This is a genomic window from Bacillus sp. F9_6S_D1_P_5, assembly GCF_054823925.1.
Genome location: NZ_JBTREW010000028.1, coordinates 42,784 through 58,014 on the forward strand (window position 1 = coordinate 42,784; position 15,231 = coordinate 58,014).

At 34.1% G+C, this 15,231-nt stretch carries 20 protein-coding genes; 10 read left to right on the forward strand and 10 right to left on the reverse strand.

Annotated features, from left to right (window positions below; all coding sequences use genetic code 11):
* Nucleotides 1-28 precede the first annotated feature (28 nt).
* The 3 genes from ACUXEY_RS25020 to ACUXEY_RS25030 all read right to left on the reverse strand — a co-directional run bounded on the left by ACUXEY_RS25020 (nt 29) and on the right by ACUXEY_RS25030 (nt 2,824).
* Complete coding sequence (locus ACUXEY_RS25020; RefSeq protein WP_144612114.1) at nt 29-1,051, reverse strand: sensor histidine kinase; 1,023 nt, start codon at nt 1,049-1,051, stop codon at nt 29-31.
* A gap of 2 nt (nt 1,052-1,053) precedes the next feature.
* Nucleotides 1,054-1,749 carry a response regulator transcription factor gene (locus ACUXEY_RS25025; protein ID WP_000276731.1) on the reverse strand — a complete coding sequence of 232 codons (696 nt, stop codon included), beginning with the start codon at nt 1,747-1,749 and terminating at the stop codon, nt 1,054-1,056.
* A gap of 202 nt (nt 1,750-1,951) precedes the next feature.
* Entirely contained in the window at nt 1,952-2,824 is an 873-nt protein-coding gene (locus tag ACUXEY_RS25030; RefSeq protein ID WP_461301830.1) for an AraC family transcriptional regulator, read from the reverse strand.
* A gap of 306 nt (nt 2,825-3,130) precedes the next feature.
* Here ACUXEY_RS25030 and ACUXEY_RS25035 point away from each other — a divergent pair, with 306 nt between their 5' ends.
* Both ACUXEY_RS25035 and ACUXEY_RS25040 read left to right on the forward strand, forming a co-directional pair.
* Entirely contained in the window at nt 3,131-3,901 is a 771-nt protein-coding gene (locus tag ACUXEY_RS25035) for an ABC transporter ATP-binding protein (protein ID WP_097845562.1), read from the forward strand.
* Nucleotides 3,888-5,837 carry an ABC transporter permease gene (locus ACUXEY_RS25040; protein WP_461301831.1) on the forward strand — a complete coding sequence of 650 codons (1,950 nt, stop codon included), beginning with the start codon at nt 3,888-3,890 and terminating at the stop codon, nt 5,835-5,837. Before ACUXEY_RS25035 ends, ACUXEY_RS25040 begins: the two co-directional genes overlap by 14 nt.
* An 82-nt stretch (nt 5,838-5,919) precedes the next feature.
* Here ACUXEY_RS25040 and ACUXEY_RS25045 read toward each other — a convergent pair whose 3' ends face one another.
* Entirely contained in the window at nt 5,920-6,219 is a 300-nt protein-coding gene (locus ACUXEY_RS25045; RefSeq protein ID WP_429602652.1) for a YolD-like family protein, read from the reverse strand.
* A gap of 257 nt (nt 6,220-6,476) precedes the next feature.
* On the reverse strand, nt 6,477-7,706 hold the full coding sequence (locus ACUXEY_RS25050) for a helix-turn-helix domain-containing protein (RefSeq protein ID WP_461301832.1): 1,230 nt from the start codon (nt 7,704-7,706) through the stop codon (nt 6,477-6,479).
* A gap of 364 nt (nt 7,707-8,070) precedes the next feature.
* Between ACUXEY_RS25050 and ACUXEY_RS25055 the strand changes: the two genes are divergently transcribed.
* Together ACUXEY_RS25055 and ACUXEY_RS25060 are read left to right on the forward strand one after the other, a co-directional pair.
* Nucleotides 8,071-8,649 carry a class I SAM-dependent methyltransferase gene (locus ACUXEY_RS25055; protein ID WP_461301833.1) on the forward strand — a complete coding sequence of 193 codons (579 nt, stop codon included), beginning with the start codon at nt 8,071-8,073 and terminating at the stop codon, nt 8,647-8,649.
* Entirely contained in the window at nt 8,649-9,248 is a 600-nt protein-coding gene (locus ACUXEY_RS25060; protein WP_429602649.1) for a DedA family protein, read from the forward strand. Before ACUXEY_RS25055 ends, ACUXEY_RS25060 begins: the two co-directional genes overlap by 1 nt.
* Nucleotides 9,249-9,318: 70 nt before the next feature.
* Here the strand turns inward: ACUXEY_RS25060 and ACUXEY_RS25065 are convergent, their stop codons facing one another.
* Together ACUXEY_RS25065 and ACUXEY_RS25070 are read right to left on the reverse strand one after the other, a co-directional pair.
* Complete coding sequence (locus ACUXEY_RS25065) at nt 9,319-9,702, reverse strand: hypothetical protein (protein WP_461301834.1); 384 nt, start codon at nt 9,700-9,702, stop codon at nt 9,319-9,321.
* A 77-nt stretch (nt 9,703-9,779) separates the two neighbouring features.
* Nucleotides 9,780-10,235: a helix-turn-helix transcriptional regulator gene (locus ACUXEY_RS25070; protein WP_429602647.1), complete on the reverse strand. Its 456-nt coding sequence runs from the start codon at nt 10,233-10,235 to the stop codon at nt 9,780-9,782.
* Nucleotides 10,236-10,449: 214 nt separating this feature from the next.
* On the opposite strand from ACUXEY_RS25070, the gene ACUXEY_RS25075 reads away from it, so the two are divergent.
* The 3 genes from ACUXEY_RS25075 to ACUXEY_RS25085 all read left to right on the forward strand — a co-directional run bounded on the left by ACUXEY_RS25075 (nt 10,450) and on the right by ACUXEY_RS25085 (nt 11,313).
* Entirely contained in the window at nt 10,450-10,797 is a 348-nt protein-coding gene (locus ACUXEY_RS25075; protein ID WP_429602646.1) for a YxeA family protein, read from the forward strand.
* A 74-nt stretch (nt 10,798-10,871) separates the two neighbouring features.
* Nucleotides 10,872-11,051: a hypothetical protein gene (locus tag ACUXEY_RS25080; RefSeq protein WP_076541023.1), complete on the forward strand. Its 180-nt coding sequence runs from the start codon at nt 10,872-10,874 to the stop codon at nt 11,049-11,051.
* 43 nt (nt 11,052-11,094) lie between these two features.
* Nucleotides 11,095-11,313, forward strand: a complete 219-nt coding sequence (locus ACUXEY_RS25085) for a hypothetical protein (protein WP_461301835.1) — start codon at nt 11,095-11,097, stop codon at nt 11,311-11,313.
* 39 nt (nt 11,314-11,352) lie between these two features.
* Here ACUXEY_RS25085 and ACUXEY_RS25090 read toward each other — a convergent pair whose 3' ends face one another.
* Entirely contained in the window at nt 11,353-12,336 is a 984-nt protein-coding gene (locus tag ACUXEY_RS25090) for an Rpn family recombination-promoting nuclease/putative transposase (RefSeq protein ID WP_461301836.1), read from the reverse strand.
* Nucleotides 12,337-12,459: 123 nt separating this feature from the next.
* Between ACUXEY_RS25090 and ACUXEY_RS25095 the strand changes: the two genes are divergently transcribed.
* On the forward strand, nt 12,460-12,606 hold the full coding sequence (locus ACUXEY_RS25095; protein WP_461301837.1) for a DUF7003 family protein: 147 nt from the start codon (nt 12,460-12,462) through the stop codon (nt 12,604-12,606).
* Nucleotides 12,607-12,685: 79 nt separating this feature from the next.
* On the opposite strand, the gene ACUXEY_RS25100 is transcribed toward ACUXEY_RS25095, so the two are convergent.
* Both ACUXEY_RS25100 and hpt read right to left on the reverse strand, forming a co-directional pair.
* Nucleotides 12,686-13,588, reverse strand: a complete 903-nt coding sequence (locus tag ACUXEY_RS25100; protein WP_087984907.1) for a diacylglycerol/lipid kinase family protein — start codon at nt 13,586-13,588, stop codon at nt 12,686-12,688.
* Nucleotides 13,589-13,671: 83 nt separating this feature from the next.
* On the reverse strand, nt 13,672-14,199 hold the full coding sequence (gene hpt / locus ACUXEY_RS25105; protein ID WP_087984906.1) for a hypoxanthine phosphoribosyltransferase: 528 nt from the start codon (nt 14,197-14,199) through the stop codon (nt 13,672-13,674).
* A gap of 161 nt (nt 14,200-14,360) precedes the next feature.
* Here hpt and ACUXEY_RS25110 point away from each other — a divergent pair, with 161 nt between their 5' ends.
* Entirely contained in the window at nt 14,361-14,576 is a 216-nt protein-coding gene (locus ACUXEY_RS25110; protein ID WP_116892343.1) for a hypothetical protein, read from the forward strand.
* A 183-nt stretch (nt 14,577-14,759) separates the two neighbouring features.
* Complete coding sequence (locus ACUXEY_RS25115) at nt 14,760-15,092, forward strand: hypothetical protein (protein ID WP_087984904.1); 333 nt, start codon at nt 14,760-14,762, stop codon at nt 15,090-15,092.
* Nucleotides 15,093-15,231: the final 139 nt, after the last annotated feature.

A 15,231-nucleotide genomic window follows, 5' to 3' on the forward strand; every position in this document is an offset into this window, starting at 1 on the left:
TCATACATTTTGCTAGCATATGTTACGATCATGCTTCGGTCACCTTCTCCGTATGTTCTGCTTGATTATTTGCAGCGTTGTGGAAGATGATTTTAATTGTCGTTCCTTTACCAACTTCAGAGTCTAGTTTCACAGAGTGACCTAAATAATCACAAATTTTACTTACAATATACAGTCCCATACCAGTAGATTCTCCGAATGCGCGACCATTTTTCCCAGTGTAAAATGGTTCAAATACTCTTCGAATATCTTCTTGCGGAATACCAACACCTTCATCGCGAACTTCTAAAATAATATCTTTTCCGTTTCGGTAAGCAGATAAGAAAACTTTCTTTCCGCGCTCACCAGAGTAACGAACTGCATTTGTCATTAACTGATAAATAATGAATTTTAGCCATTTCGCATCAGAGGCAACCTTTAAATCGGAATGAACTTCTAAAACAGGGAAGACCCCGTTTCGAATGAATAATTCTTTTAATCCGTTAATATTTTTTGTTACCGCATCTTTTAATGAAATCGTCTCAACATGGAAATCTTCATGGAAGTTATTTAACCTTGCCATATATAAAGCCATATCGAGTCCTTGATTTAATCGTTCTAATTCTTTTTTGAATTTCGGAATCAAATGTTCATCTTCCATTTCGAGCACCATAAGCTGCATAACAGAAACAGGCGTCTTCATTTGATGCACCCAGTGGTTAATGAATAATTGATGTTCTTGTTGTTTTACTTCATATGACTGTAGCTCTTTTTGGAAGAGACGGTACTGCGTACGCACGAGCTCGTTTACACCGTGAGGCATCGGAGCTGTTGCTCTTTCAATAAACGCATCTTCCATTTTTTCTGGTTGTTCACTTAATCTATGGTACATTCTACGATTACGAACATAACGGTAAGCGAGGAAACAAATGAATAAGTATAAGCTTAAAACGATGAAGTAAAACTTATTGTTTTGAAACCCATCTACTGCATCATAAAGAACGAAAATAATACCGAAGTTTAATACGTACAGTAGGAAAAATGCAAAATGATCACGTAAAAATAGCTTCATGCTTATTCACTCCAAGTTGCGTTAAAACGATACCCAAGTCCACGTACTGTTTCAATTGCATTTTCAATACCAAGCTCGTTGAACTTTTTACGAAGACGCGTAATGTTTACGTTTAATGTATTTTCCTCAACGAAGCTTTCGTCATCCCAAAGAGCGGCTAATAAATCTTCACGGCTCGCTGTACGAGGGAATTTAGATAATAACATTTCTGCTAAAATTGCTTCTTTCTTCGTTAAAAGAACTTGCTCAGCGCCGAAATGAATTTCTGGGCGTTCTGGGAATAATTTTAGTCCCTCTACTTCAACGATACGTTCAGAAATATTTGGCGCATAATCACCGTAAATACGGCGTAATTGACCTTTAATTTTCGCCATTACAACGTCGTAGTGGAATGGTTTTGTAATATAATCATCCGCACCGCTTTCAATCGCCATAATTTGTTCCATCTCGCCAGCACGCGCTGAAATGAAAATAATTGGACAAGTAGATTCATGACGAATTTGACGGCACCAGTAGAATCCATCGAATTTCGGTAAGTTTACATCAAGTAAAACAAGATGTGGTTTCACGGCGTTAAACGATTCCATAATATCATCAAAGTTTTCAGTAACAACAGCGTCGTAACCGTACTTTTGAATGTGAGATTGCAGTAATGATGAAATATTTGGATCGTCTTCAACGATTAAAATTTTGTACATATGTATATTCCTCCTAAAAAAACAATTGTAGCTATAGTGTATCATGTGTTTCAAGTCTTTTCATTATGTTGAAAGATAAGCTAATAAACAGTATAGGGCAAAAGCGTAAAAAGTAAAAAGGGCGTATATATAATTGACAATTAAAAAGAACTAAAATGTAAAAAAAAGCTGCCCTTCCTTAAAAGGAAAAGCAGCTTTTTTTTTATTTCTTCAAAACCGGTATCCAAATTTCACTTTTAAAGTTTGGGGAAGTTACATCTTTCTGTTCATTCCACAATATTTCCGGTCCTTTCGCTAGTTCATAGTTTGAGGAAGGAAACCATTCGGAATAAATGCGTCCCCATACATTTTGTAATGTTTCGGGAAATGGACCGACAGCTTCAAATACGGCCCACGTTGAAGCTGCGACTTCAAGTTGCGCGAATTGCTCTGGACAAGTTTTTGTTGAGGCTACTCCAATGTAGTGATCGAGTTCTCCTTTTTCCTCCATTCTTCCTTCAGAAAAGTTAGTAGAAGCACTAATAATTCCATTCGGTTCCATGTTTGAAAGTGACTTTAACGTTTGAATGGACTCTGGATTTAAACTTTTCCACATAGAAGCAATTTCTTCATTTACACCGTTAAATACAATCGGTACGCGTTTTGTAATACCAATAATTTGGAAGGGTTCTTTTTCTTCAATTCGATAATTCATTTCGTTTCCTCCTTGAATCGATAACTGGAAGGTCATTGGTGAATAAGCTTTCAAAGAATGACTACTATTTCGGGCCTCTGAAGGTGTTATGCCGTGCAAGTTTTGAAAGGCACGTGCAAACGAATCTGGTGAGTTGTACCCATATTTTATAGCGACATCAATGACTTTTGCATCGCTATCCTTTAGTTCAAAAGCAGCAAGAGTAAGTCGTCTACAGCGAATATATTCTGATAGTGATACGCCAGCGAGAAAAGAAAACATTCTTTTGAAATGATATTCAGAGCAGTAAGCTATTTTTGCGACTTCTTTAAAATCAATTTCATCTGTTAGGTTGTTTTCAATATACTGCATTGCCGCATTCATGTTTTTAAGTGAATCCATACGATGACCTCCTTGTTAAATAGAATAGCAGGAACAAACTAAGTCCATCCGACATTTCATGCACAACTTTGTAGGGTATATTTTTAACCTTACAAAATTGTAATGTTCCTGTAAGGAGAATGAATGGATGGCATGATATCCCAATGTTATAGTAACAAAGTACTTTCGTTCAGTAGGTTAAATTTTTATATCTTTACTTATGCGTCTTACATAACTGTCATGTTTGTGTAAGAAACATCGATAGTGGCAAGAGTAGAGAGTGTATATAGTTGAAAATAGAGAATAGAAGAAATGAGGGATGTCGAGATGAAAACAGTGTTAGAAGCAAAAAATATTGAAAAAGTGTATGACACGGGTGGTAATAAATTTGCAGCGTTAAAAGGTATTAACTTACAAGTAAAAGAAGGTGAGTTCGTTGGAATTATGGGACCTTCTGGTTCGGGTAAGACGACTTTACTAAACGTTCTTTCTACAATTGATAATGCGACGAACGGTGAAATTTTAATTGATGGAAAAGATATCGTGAAGATGAACGATGATAAGTTAGCGTTATTCCGCCGTGATCACTTAGGGTTCATTTTCCAAGATTATAATTTATTAGATACGTTAACAGTAAAAGAGAACATTGCGTTACCTCTTGCGTTATCAAAGGTGAAAGCAAGTGAGATTGATCGCCGCGTTCTTGAAATTTCAAAGAAATTCGGTATTGATCATATTTTAAGCCAGTTCCCATATCAAGTGTCGGGCGGACAGAAGCAGCGCTGCGCAGCATCGCGTGCCATCGTTACGAATCCAAGTATGATTTTCGGGGACGAGCCGACTGGAGCGCTTGATTCTAAATCAGCGACAGATTTATTAGAAAGTATGAAGTCGTTAAATGAATATGATAACTCTACAATTTTAATGGTAACGCACGATGCGTTCGCGGCGAGTTACTGTAAACGAGTTATTTTCATTAAAGATGGTGAGTTATATAAAGAATTGCACCGCGGTGAATCAACACGTAAACAATTCTTCCAACAAGTCGTTGACGTAATGTCTTCTATTTCTGGAGGTATGGCTGATGACCTTATCTAGCATTGCCCTCCGCAACATACAGCGGAACTTTAAAGACTACTTTGTATATTTTGCATCTATGATATTTAGTATCGTCATTTATTTTACATTTAAGGCGTTGCAGTATAATTCACAAATGGAAAAAGCTGCGGAAGCTTCTAAAAAAATTAGCGGTGCATTTCAAGTTTCAAGTGTCATGCTAATTATTTTCGTAGCAGTGTTCATTATATATTCAAATGGTTTCTTTACAAGGAAGCGTAAAAAAGAAGTTGGACTATATTCCTTATTAGGTATTCGAAAAAGACAAATCGGTAAAATGCTTTTTTATGAAAATATGTTAATGGGATTAATGTCTTTAATTATCGGAATTGCGATTAGTAGCGTCCTTTCGAAACTATTCCTTGAACTGTTAGTAAGCATGATGGGATTAAACTTAAATGTTCATTTTGAAGTACCGATGGCTGCAATTGTTGATACAGCACTTATTTTCTTTGTGATTATTTTGTATACATCACTTCAAGGATATCGTTTAATTTATCGATTTAAGCTAATTGAACTTTTCCGAGCGGAACGTGAAGGAGAAGCAATGCCAAAAGGATCTGTAATTATGGCATTAATTTCAGTTTTCTTAATCGGTTCAGGTTATTTCTTAGCGTTAATGTACGTGAAGGCACTGCAGTACGCAGACTTTATGGCAGTCGCACTTTACATTTTACTTGCGACAGTACTAGGTACGTACTTACTATTTATGTTCTTTACAGTATTCGTATTAAAACGTGCAAGAAATAATAAATCATCGTTTTATAACGGCATGAATATGGTAACAACATCACAGTTACTATACCGTATTAAAGGAAATGCAAAGTCACTTGCGACAATTTCTATTTTAAGCGCGGTAACATTAACAGCGGTTGGTACGTCAGTTACGATGTATTACAACACATTTACACAGTCAAAAGCAGTCGCACCTTACAGTTACTCTTATGAGAAAAAAGATGCAGAGTTTGATAAGAAAGTAAATGCGATTTTTGCAGAAGAAAAGCAAGAGCATCCAATCAAAGATCAATTTGAAATTGAGACAGTTCCTGTAAAAGGGAAGTTTGAAGGAGAAAAAGTTGATTTCATTCTGAATATGAACTATAGGATTTCAGAGAAATATCAGTTTATGTCTCAGTCAGAATTTAATAAACTTGCTAAAAAAATTGATGCGGAAACAGTGAATGTAGCTACCGGCGAAGCATTTATATATGACAGTTCTTATATGGAAGGGCATGAGTTCAGTCCTCAATATAAAGGAAACAAAGCAGTATTCCAAATTGGAAATGAAACGAAGCAATTAAAAATCCAAGGTGCAAATGATGTTGCAGTTACAAATTTAGGTGAATTAGTTGTTGTCGTTTCAGATGATATGTATGAGCAAGCGAAGCAAGCATTTGGAACACGCATTGTAAAAAATATTGATGTAAAAGATGAAAAAGATAGTAAAGTGTTAACAGAAAAATTAACAAAAGTGATGCCAGCTGGTGAATCAGAAATGGTACCATCGTTTAGAGATTTCTATACTGGTTTCCATATGGGGCTTGAAGGAACAGGATTAATGATGTTTATTGGAATGTTCTTAGGTCTTGTATTCTTACTAGCAACAGGGTCTATCATTTACTTCAAGCAATTAACGGAAGCAAATGCTGACCGTGAGCGTTACGTTGTACTTCGTAAAGTCGGTGTAACGAAACAAGAGATGAAAAAAGCTATCGCAAAACAAGTAAGCTTTATCTTTGCAATTCCGTTAGTAATCGGAATTCTGCACAGCTTATTTGCACTAAAAGGTTTAGCGAACTTACTACCATTCGAAATTATGATTCCGCTCCTAATTAGTATCGGAGTATATGGCGTCATTTATGTCGGATATTACTTCATAACAGTTCGTTCTTATTATAAGATTGTGAGTGCGAAATAGTAAGTGAAAATAAGAAAGCCATTTGCCTAATTTTTTATGAGGTGAATGGCTTTTTTACGTTTGAATTATAATGAAGAGATAATTAACGCGCATCGATTATGTCGATGAAACTAAAAGTATGTTTACGATCAAAGGCATCTATGCATATTAAAGAACGTTTCAAAGGGTTTAATTCAATTACAGTCATATAACTTGTAGGGAAATAACGATCTTTATGATAAGTGATCAATATTTCTTTTTCTGAAATGAATGAGCGTAATAAAGTGTCTTCAATTTTTTCTCTATCATCGTATGGTGATACTTTTCGCGATTCTTTCATGTCAGCAGATTGTTTAGACATGATAGTCATTTGAGCTGATTTGGATATATTTGTACTACTCATGCTTTCTATCCTCCTAACAACATATTTTCTATACTAGGAAGGTTAATCACTGTGGAAGTAGCTGAAAGACGAATTTACTCAGCACTAAAAAATTACCAAATTCATGAATTTATTTATAGTAATTTATTTGTCATTTTTGTACTTTTTTGAAGGGGAGTAAAACTTTATTAAGGTGAGTTTGGAAGAAGGAGAATAAATGGATTTGATGAAGGTGAGCTAGCATGACACCTATCTCACCTCCTATTAAGAAAACATTTTTATATAACAGTATGCTTTTCCCTATATTGTCTAGGAGTCATACTAGTAATTTTTTTGAAGACTCGTGTGAAATAACTTTGATCATTAAAATTAAGCCAGGCACAAATATCTGATAATGGATAGGTCGTTAATGTTAATAATTTTTTGGCCTCTTCTACTCGTTCTCTCTGGATGTATTCAATTAAAGGAATTCCCACTTCTTTTTTAAACAGTTTTGATAAATAAGTAGGGGAAATATGTAAAAGGTTAGCAAGGTCATTTAGAGATATTTCATCGTAAATATGCTTGTTAATATAATTGAGGCACGTAGTAATGGAATTAGAATATGCTTGATTATGATATTCTTTCACACGTTCTGCAAAAGTACATAATGCATCTTCAATTAATCTATTTACGGAATACATGTTATCTAGTTTTTCAATTGTTTGTATATATAAAGTACCGAGTGAAAAAGCAATATGCGAGGGAAGATTACCGTCTATTGCATATCGAATAGCTAGCGTAATGGCGATAATGCCATTATTTTTTTGGTTTCTCAGTTGATCTCCTTTGGAGGAAATTGCCGCATCTTCTTGTGGGAATGAATATGCATATTGTATGACCTTTTCTTTATTGCCTTCTTTAATGGCTGAAAAAAATTTACGTTCCAATGATATATCATAATTTTGCGGATCATGCCGGCGACGTTTTGAAATATATAGGTCAGGATTTACGATTTTATAAGAAACGTCTTCTAGTAATTTATTCTCTTTCCAGACAATATCTCTATCTAATTTTTCATTGAAAATTACGTAATGTAACCAAATACTTATATCAATTAGCGTGCTTTTTTTAATCTCGGGTAGAAATTGATAGTAATCTACTCCTTGTTTTGTTTTATTATTACAGTTGAAATATTTCATAAGTTTAATAGCCATTTCATCGGATACTTTTGGGTAGGTAGTTGGGCCGATTATAATCGTTCCTTTTATATGTTCATGATTTGTTATATGGATGCTAATGAAATTCTCAAGATATTTATTCCCTTTGAAAATTGGAAAATTACAAGGAGCGTTTTCTTGATAAATTTCATTAAGATGTTCTTCTTTAGAAGAATAAAACGGACTACCAATCGTATGAGAAGTAGATTCGTATACAATTTTTTTATCAGTAGATAGAAACTGAACAGGTACATGAAACGTTCTATGTACAAGATCACATAAGTGTTGTAGGTCGATAGAATTATTCATTATCTTCTCCTTTTAAATAGTTTTGGAATACCACATATTCAGACTCAAATCTATATTTTTTATTATTTGCCTTTGTTTGCTTATATGAAAATAATTACATATATTGGATAATAATGAAAGGTGATTTGCAAATTAATTTCCGCAGATAGTACATGAAAATAAACGTAGTGATGGTATCTTTCATAAAAGTTCTTTTTATATCTATTATATCAAATTAATAAATATAAGAGAGGTATTTATATATGGAATACGAAATGTTTCATTCTTCATAAAATCTTAAGAAATCTCCTCAATTTTTGTTAAGAAACGATAGTTATACTTAGAAACAAGTTAAAAACTATTGAACGAATGGGGAGAGGTTTACATGCAACTCATAACATTCTTACATGAATTTATAAAACATCCGAAACATACTGGTGCAATTGCGCCAAGTTCAAAAATATTAGCAAAGAAAATGGTCGATGTAATTGATTTTAATAAGGCGAAATGTATCGTAGAATTAGGGCCTGGTACAGGGGTTTTTACGAACGAAATCATGAAAAGAAAGAAGAAGGAAACAATATTTCTTCTTATTGAAATTAATGAAGTGTTTTGCAAAGAGTTGAAGAGAAAGTTTAAAAATGAGCAGAACGTCATTGTCGTACACGGCTCAGCTGAAAATATAAAGAAGTATATGGAAGAGTTCAATATAGAATGCGTTGATTACGTCTTATCGGGATTACCTTTTACATCTTTACCAGAAGAAATTTCAAAGCACATTTTAAACAATGTAACGGAAGCGATACATGAGAACGGTAAATTTATTACATTTCAATATTCACTTGTGAAAAAGGGATTTATACAGCACTTCTTCCCCGAAATTACGCTCGAGAAAGTATGGCTCAATTTTCCGCCAGCTTACGTCTTTAGCTGTAAAAAAGAGCTGAGGAGAGCGTATGCATAATGGAATTACATGAATTATTATCTTATATTGAACAATACGGTTATTGGGCATTATTTTTCTGTTTATGGTTAGGTATTATCGGTATGCCAATTCCAGACGAAATGATCGTAATGAGTGGTGGTTTTGTATCGTCACTAGGGATATTAAGTGTCATTCCTGCATTTTTATTAACATATTTAGGCGTCGTATCTGGGCTATCGCTAGGTTATATATTAGGGAAAATATTTGGTACGAAAGTACTTGATAAGCTAATGAAAAAGAAAAAGGCGAAATATCTTTTGAAATCTCAACAAATGGTAGAGAAGTATGGTCATTATGCGTTAGTTACAAGTTACTTCATACCAGTTGTAAGACATATCGTACCGTATTTAGTGGGAATGAATAACATGTCATTTAAGATGTATGCTTTGTATTCCTATACGACAGGATTTGTTTGGACACTCGTTTACTTTGTGCTCGGCTCATTATTTGGACAACACATTAACAAGATTGTAGCTATCGCGATAGAGTATGGTGTGTATTTTGGCGGGATTGTTTTTGTTGTTGCGAGTGGTGCATATTTGTACAAGCAAAGAAGAAGTACGGTGATGAGTAAGTAAATAGAAGAAAGGTTTGTGTTTATTGAGAGCATATAAAAGGGAGAGTTATTTTGTAGAATAACTCTCCCTTTTAATGTAATAGCTTCTTATTACTTACATTAGGTGTTGTTTGAAATACAGTTATATAAATTGTTAATATAATCGTATTAATCAAGTTGGCTAATACAGTCATAAAATCACTTGATGGGATGATAAGGACGAAGATTGAAAGTATGGCAGAAGCAAGTGGAATAAACTTTTGCAGAGTCGTTAACTTTCCGTCTTTATGAAGCTTTGAAGATTGAAAGAAGCAAAGCAAGAAAATAAAGGATGTGAATACTAATCCTAAATAGCCCCAAACATCTTCAATATACCAAGGTAAAAAGCTCATTCTTGATGTGAAAATAAATAAATTGAATACTAACGTGCTAATGATTAACGTATTTAAAATAGTGATATGTATCTGTTTCTTCATCTGAATTATACTCCGGAATATATTTTAGCCTTCTATTTGTGGGCAGTAAAATCCCCACTGATTAAAGTTGCAATTTATTAGGGTGTTTTTGCCATTTCCATAAATCTTTGTTCAATTTCATCCAATTCGAATGAATGGCATATTCTGCGGTCTTCTTTATCTAAAATTCGATAGTGTTGAGATAAAATATTTTGTTGTATTTGGTAACCATTTAATTCTTTTATTTGTCGCCACCACATTTTTCCTCCTAACGTTTTCGGGAAGTTCGTATTGTAATGTGTAAAAGCGATTGTTTTTATAATTTCATTCACATCATCCCCGAATGTCATCTGGACTGTATCGCTCTGTTCGAAGAGTGTTACGACACAAACTGCACCTGACCATGTTAGTGTGCGTCTTCCTTTTTCAATTTCTACTAATGTTTTCTTAGATAAACCAATAATTTCTGACATTTTATCTTGTGATAAATCATTTTCAACACGGATGAGTTTTAATTTTGAATTAACGAGTTCAATAAATTCTTGTTTATTCATCATACAGCTCCTTTTTGCTATAGTGTAAAATTACACTATAGGTGTAATTTTGTCAATTGTGGTGTGAAGAATTCTTTTTTATTTCTTGAGCTTACTAATTAATATTTCAATTCTAGTTTAAGAAAATGTTAAGAAACCGTATGAGTTTTTATTAAGAAATACGCTCTATACTTAGAAACATCTTAAAGAAAACATAATGAAAGGCGGAATATAGATGAAAAGATTTATTTTTGGATCATTACTTGTTATCGTCGCAGGAGCGGCATATTTATTAAATGGGAGTGCTGCGATTGATAGAATAAACCCATCCCTTGATTTAGAATATCGTTACGCAATTATTGATACAGATGGAAAAGAGTTAGGTGGAAATAAAGGGTTTGAATATACAGTTACAGCCTATGATGAGAATGGAGATAAGAAAGAAGTAACAATTGATGGAGTAGATAAATTACAAAAAGGATCATACTGGCATTTCATTACGAGGGGGAAGTTTTTACATGATAAAGTAGAAATAGAGGTAGATAAAATTCCTGATGGCGCGAAGGCAAAGTTAGGTTTATAACGTTAAAACCGATTCTCATTGAGGGAATTGGTTTTGTTATTTTATGGTAAAATATAGAGAGGGGAGTGAGAGTTATGCTACTCATCGTTAGCCTTATATTAATTGGGATTATGTGTAGTATGAGAATAGTCTCTTTACATATGATCGAACGAGAAAAGATAGAAGAGCGATATGTATATTGTCCAAAATGTGATGCGAAAATTCGAAGAGGAAATTCCGCTCCTTTTTGTTCGAAATGTAATTTAATATTTTAACTATAGGAAATCCGAAATCATTTTGTATGATTTCGGATTTTTTATGTTGAAAGTAGAAGAAATAAAGAGCGGAAAAAAGTTTGAACAAGGAATTGATTATACGAATATTATTGAAGGATATCCCATTATTATGAAATCTTTCGTAGAGAGAGATCGAGAAGTTTTGAGGGTTTTATTACATGATGGAAGAGGGGTTCTTCCTACTATGCTAGAGTGTGATGAATGTTATAAGACGCAATTAGATGATATTGAGGAAAGTTGATAAAAAAGAGCTTGAAACCATTCAAGCTCTTTTTTATTACTATTTATGTCCTAAAATATGCTCAACCTCATGCACACTTAATTTACTTGCCCTAGCAATTGTTTCAAGTGGTATATCAAGATCATGCATACTTTTAATCATTTGAATTTTTCCTTGTTGAACTCCTTCTTTTCGCCCTTTTTCTAAGCCCTTTGCTAAGCCTTTTTCTATCCCTTTTTCTATCCCTTTTTCCATACCCTTTTCCATGCCCTTTTCCATTCCTCTTTTCATACCTTCTGTCTCTGCGTGGGCGAATTTTGCTGCTTCATCCATTAAAACTTTCTCCCTCGCGTCATAGGCTTGTCGGAAAGAGGAATCTTGACTCATACGTTCCCACTTGTTTATTGCTTTTTGTAAAATAGGATCTCGGTTCATAGCAATATCCTCCAATGTTTTAGTTAAGTGTTCATCCTCATTTGCTGAAAGCAATAAAAGCCAACGAACAAATGGATCTTTCCACGGATTTACTTTTTCTTCATGCCATTGTTTTGTTAACTTTGGAATTTCTACAATGTGAATTTCTATGTCATCACTCAAGAGTTTCTGTTGTTGTGTATTCCATAATGTTCCCGTTGTATGAAATTCTTTGTGGTCTGAAAACATTATGAAGTTCAATAAATTAATGGTGATGGTTTTATGAAGTGCGCTGTATGGCATACCTTTTTGTAATTGTGATGTGTATAATTTTCCCCAATAATATAAACTACGTTTCATCATATCGTGATTATTATTGAGCTGTATTTCTACATTTACTTTTGTTCCTGTGTTTAATGTCGCTGAAATATCTAAAATAGATAACTTATCCTCTTCATATTCCCGATGTAAATGTGGATCTTCTAGTTGTAGAGAAGCGATGGGTGATTCTAAAGAATTTTGTAACGTAGCGTTTAAAAATGCAATTAGAATATCTTCACTACCATTCGTACCAAACAATTGTTTAAATGCAAAATCAATGCGTAAATTAACTAACTGTTGGTTGAACAAAGTTTGTCCTCTCCCTTGTATTAAGCTGCTTCTTTCCTTCATTGTATCTAAAAAGAACTAGGGCATGCAAACAGGAAACTTTGCTACTTTTTTAGCAATATTATTAGAATGTCGCAAACAAATATGTCTATGTTATACTCTAGTGAAATTGAATTCTTCCAATCAGTAGCGGCTGCAATAGAGAAGAAAGATCCAAGTATTATTGTGAATAAGGATTCCAATACGCACTGGAAAAATTGGGTGGAGTTTGATTACGAAAATTTATATTAAAAATTAAAGAGTAAATCAAAATACCTTGCTAATAAAAAAGACGAGCCAAAGTGTTGAAACTTTAGTTCGTCTTTTTGCATTACACAACCGCAGGATTATAAATCATCGTAAAGTGTCCTTGTAATAGTTCAATTTGACAAGGGGTATGAAGCGAGCTTTCTCCATCTGTATCGACTTCTTTTTCTTCTTCTGTTTCAATATGAATGGATTTCGCTTTTACGTGGAAGATGTCATTTTCGTTTGAATCCTCAAATAGTTTCTTTCCGATGTAATCTTTAAATGCTTGAATGCCTGTTGATTTTACGACGAAAATATCAAGTGTTCCGTCGTCGCATTTTACGTTCGGAATAAAGGACGGGATACCGCCAAGATATTCACCGTTTCCAACCATAACAAGGACAGCTTCGTCTTCATATACTTGTCCGTCATAAGTAATTTTTACTGGGAATGTTTCAGCATTCTTTACAGTTCGAATAGTGCTTAAGTAGTAACCAATTTTTCCAAGCTTTGCTTTCTCTTCGGCATCAATATTGTTTGATACTTCAGATACGAGTCCAATGCCCCAGAAATTTAAGAAGTGTTGACCATTTGCTTTTGCGACGTCAACTGGTTTTACATGTCCTTGTGTAATAAGCTTTGCTGCTTCTGCGATGTTTTGTGGAACGCCAAGTGTACGAGAGAAGTCGTTGCAAGTGCCGCCTGGAATGATTGCAAGTGTAGGTCTAGTTTCAAGAGGTGCTAAGCCATTTGTGCATTCAAATACAGTGCCGTCACCACCAAAGACGATAATTAAATCTACTTTACTAGCAAACTCTTGGCAATATTTTGTTGCATCGCCTTGCTCTTTCGTATGAAGGATATGTAAGTCAGGAAAAGCTGCCGCAAGAGGTGGTACGATTTTCGTTAAGTTCGTATGTAAATCACCTTGTCCTGCTTTCGGATTTACGATGAGGAGTACTTTTTCAAATTTTGTTTTTGTCATTTTATTCTCTCCCTTTGTCTTTTACGAATCGTGATAGAAAATAAACTTCCATCAATGATTGATAGAAGTTTATTCTATTTATATTACTCCGTTACAACTGAAGCGATAAATGGTAAGTTACGATATTTTTCTGCACAGTCGATACCGTAGCCAACTATAAATTCGTCTGGAATTTGGAAGCCAACATATTCAGCTGTTAAGTCCACTTTACGACGCTCAGGTTTATCAAGTAACGTACAGAATTTCAATGCTTTCGGTTTATGCATAAAGAAATGATCTTTTAAGAAGTGAAGTGTTAAACCAGAATCGATAATGTCTTCCACGACAATTACATTTTTTCCAGTAATGTTTACATCGATATCTTTTAATAGTTTTACTTTGCCAGTTGTTTCTGTTTGATTTCCGTAGCTAGATGCAGAAATAAAGTCGATTGTTACTTCGTTTTTAATGTGACGAATTAAATCAGCAGCGAATACGAAAGATCCTTTTAATACAGCGATTACTACAATTTCTTCTCCTTCAAAATCACGTTCGATTTGAAGTGCTAGTTCTTTTACTTTTTCTTGTAATTGTTCTTCAGAAATTAAAGTGTCTTTTATTTCAATATTCATTGGAGTCCTCCTACAGTGTAAAACTTGCGAACATTTCGACTGTATAGGAAAGAAAGGAAAAAGTCAAAGAAGATATAAGTTTTTTACAAAAATACCCACAAAATATTCAGATGATATGATATACTGATCGTATAAAGAAAACGCTTCCATAAAGGGTGATTATGATGAAAAAGAAAGAGTATACAAGTGCAACATTTATAAAAGCATTACTTTTAACAATTGTTCTTGGTAGTTTGGCTTACATAATTGATGTACCAGCGATTCGGATTTCACTAATTGGAATGACTTTAGTATTAGGCGCAATTTCCCATGGTATGATGTCACAGTTGAAAGAAGCTGGAGTCGATCATATGAAAGATCATATAGATGAGAAATGAGAAACCTTCACATATAGAGAGTGAAGGTTTTTTGTTTCTTACAAAAATGTAAGGTAGTTGTAAGGCAAATCGATAGTTGCATAGTAGTGTTTTGGATAAACTATAGGTGTAAGGTAAAAGGCAAGCATATTTTAGGTAAATTAAGTTTTAGGCACTCTATATGTGAAAAAGGAGTAGGAGGGCATGGAGAAACGTTGGACGACCTTTTCTTTTTTAGCAACTAGCAACACCGTAATGCTAGCTGGCGAGATGGATTTTTTGCACTTGTTTGATCGAGAAGACGATCATTCTTCTTCTAAATTTACAATGAAATGGAATAAATGGAGCGAAAGTTGTAGGTTTGAAGAAGAGGCCCCTAACGAAGAGCAAAAGATTATTTTGACAAACCCTATTAAAGCGTGGGTTGTTCAACGTCGTAAGTGTAACGTCAAAAATCACTTAAAGAAAACTGAGCCGAGACAATTAGTTATCGCTCCAGCCTGTTCTACTTCTAAATCACGCGAAAGTAACATGTAAATATTGAGACACACACCCGAAAAAACATCGCATATATTGCGATGTTTTTTTCAGGCTGTGGAGAAAGTCTTCTCCACAGCCTATTTTTGTGTCTGAACCTCTTTTTATGTGTCAACACTGATAAAAAAGAGGAAAAGGA

Excerpts from the sequence above, each read along its gene's own strand:
- ACUXEY_RS25060 (WP_429602649.1), top strand. The coding sequence starts at position 8,649 with ATGGAATTACATGAATTATTATCTTATATTGAACAATACGGTTATTGG.
- ACUXEY_RS25055 (WP_461301833.1), top strand. The coding sequence starts at position 8,071 with ATGCAACTCATAACATTCTTACATGAATTTATAAAACATCCGAAACAT.
- ACUXEY_RS25045 (WP_429602652.1), bottom strand. The coding sequence starts at position 6,219 with ATGAGTAGTACAAATATATCCAAATCAGCTCAAATGACTATCATGTCT.
- ACUXEY_RS25025 (WP_000276731.1), bottom strand. The coding sequence starts at position 1,749 with ATGTACAAAATTTTAATCGTTGAAGACGATCCAAATATTTCATCATTA.
- ACUXEY_RS25075 (WP_429602646.1), top strand. The coding sequence starts at position 10,450 with ATGAAAAGATTTATTTTTGGATCATTACTTGTTATCGTCGCAGGAGCG.
- ACUXEY_RS25110 (WP_116892343.1), top strand. The coding sequence starts at position 14,361 with ATGATGAAAAAGAAAGAGTATACAAGTGCAACATTTATAAAAGCATTA.
- ACUXEY_RS25050 (WP_461301832.1), bottom strand. The coding sequence starts at position 7,706 with ATGAATAATTCTATCGACCTACAACACTTATGTGATCTTGTACATAGA.
- ACUXEY_RS25070 (WP_429602647.1), bottom strand. The coding sequence starts at position 10,235 with ATGAATAAACAAGAATTTATTGAACTCGTTAATTCAAAATTAAAACTC.
- hpt (WP_087984906.1), bottom strand. The coding sequence starts at position 14,199 with ATGAATATTGAAATAAAAGACACTTTAATTTCTGAAGAACAATTACAA.
- ACUXEY_RS25100 (WP_087984907.1), bottom strand. The coding sequence starts at position 13,588 with ATGACAAAAACAAAATTTGAAAAAGTACTCCTCATCGTAAATCCGAAA.
- ACUXEY_RS25035 (WP_097845562.1), top strand. The coding sequence starts at position 3,131 with ATGAAAACAGTGTTAGAAGCAAAAAATATTGAAAAAGTGTATGACACG.
- ACUXEY_RS25115 (WP_087984904.1), top strand. The coding sequence starts at position 14,760 with ATGGAGAAACGTTGGACGACCTTTTCTTTTTTAGCAACTAGCAACACC.
- ACUXEY_RS25065 (WP_461301834.1), bottom strand. The coding sequence starts at position 9,702 with ATGAAGAAACAGATACATATCACTATTTTAAATACGTTAATCATTAGC.
- ACUXEY_RS25040 (WP_461301831.1), top strand. The coding sequence starts at position 3,888 with ATGACCTTATCTAGCATTGCCCTCCGCAACATACAGCGGAACTTTAAA.
- ACUXEY_RS25080 (WP_076541023.1), top strand. The coding sequence starts at position 10,872 with ATGCTACTCATCGTTAGCCTTATATTAATTGGGATTATGTGTAGTATG.
- ACUXEY_RS25030 (WP_461301830.1), bottom strand. The coding sequence starts at position 2,824 with ATGGATTCACTTAAAAACATGAATGCGGCAATGCAGTATATTGAAAAC.
- ACUXEY_RS25095 (WP_461301837.1), top strand. The coding sequence starts at position 12,460 with ATGTCTATGTTATACTCTAGTGAAATTGAATTCTTCCAATCAGTAGCG.
- ACUXEY_RS25020 (WP_144612114.1), bottom strand. The coding sequence starts at position 1,051 with ATGAAGCTATTTTTACGTGATCATTTTGCATTTTTCCTACTGTACGTA.
- ACUXEY_RS25085 (WP_461301835.1), top strand. The coding sequence starts at position 11,095 with ATGTTGAAAGTAGAAGAAATAAAGAGCGGAAAAAAGTTTGAACAAGGA.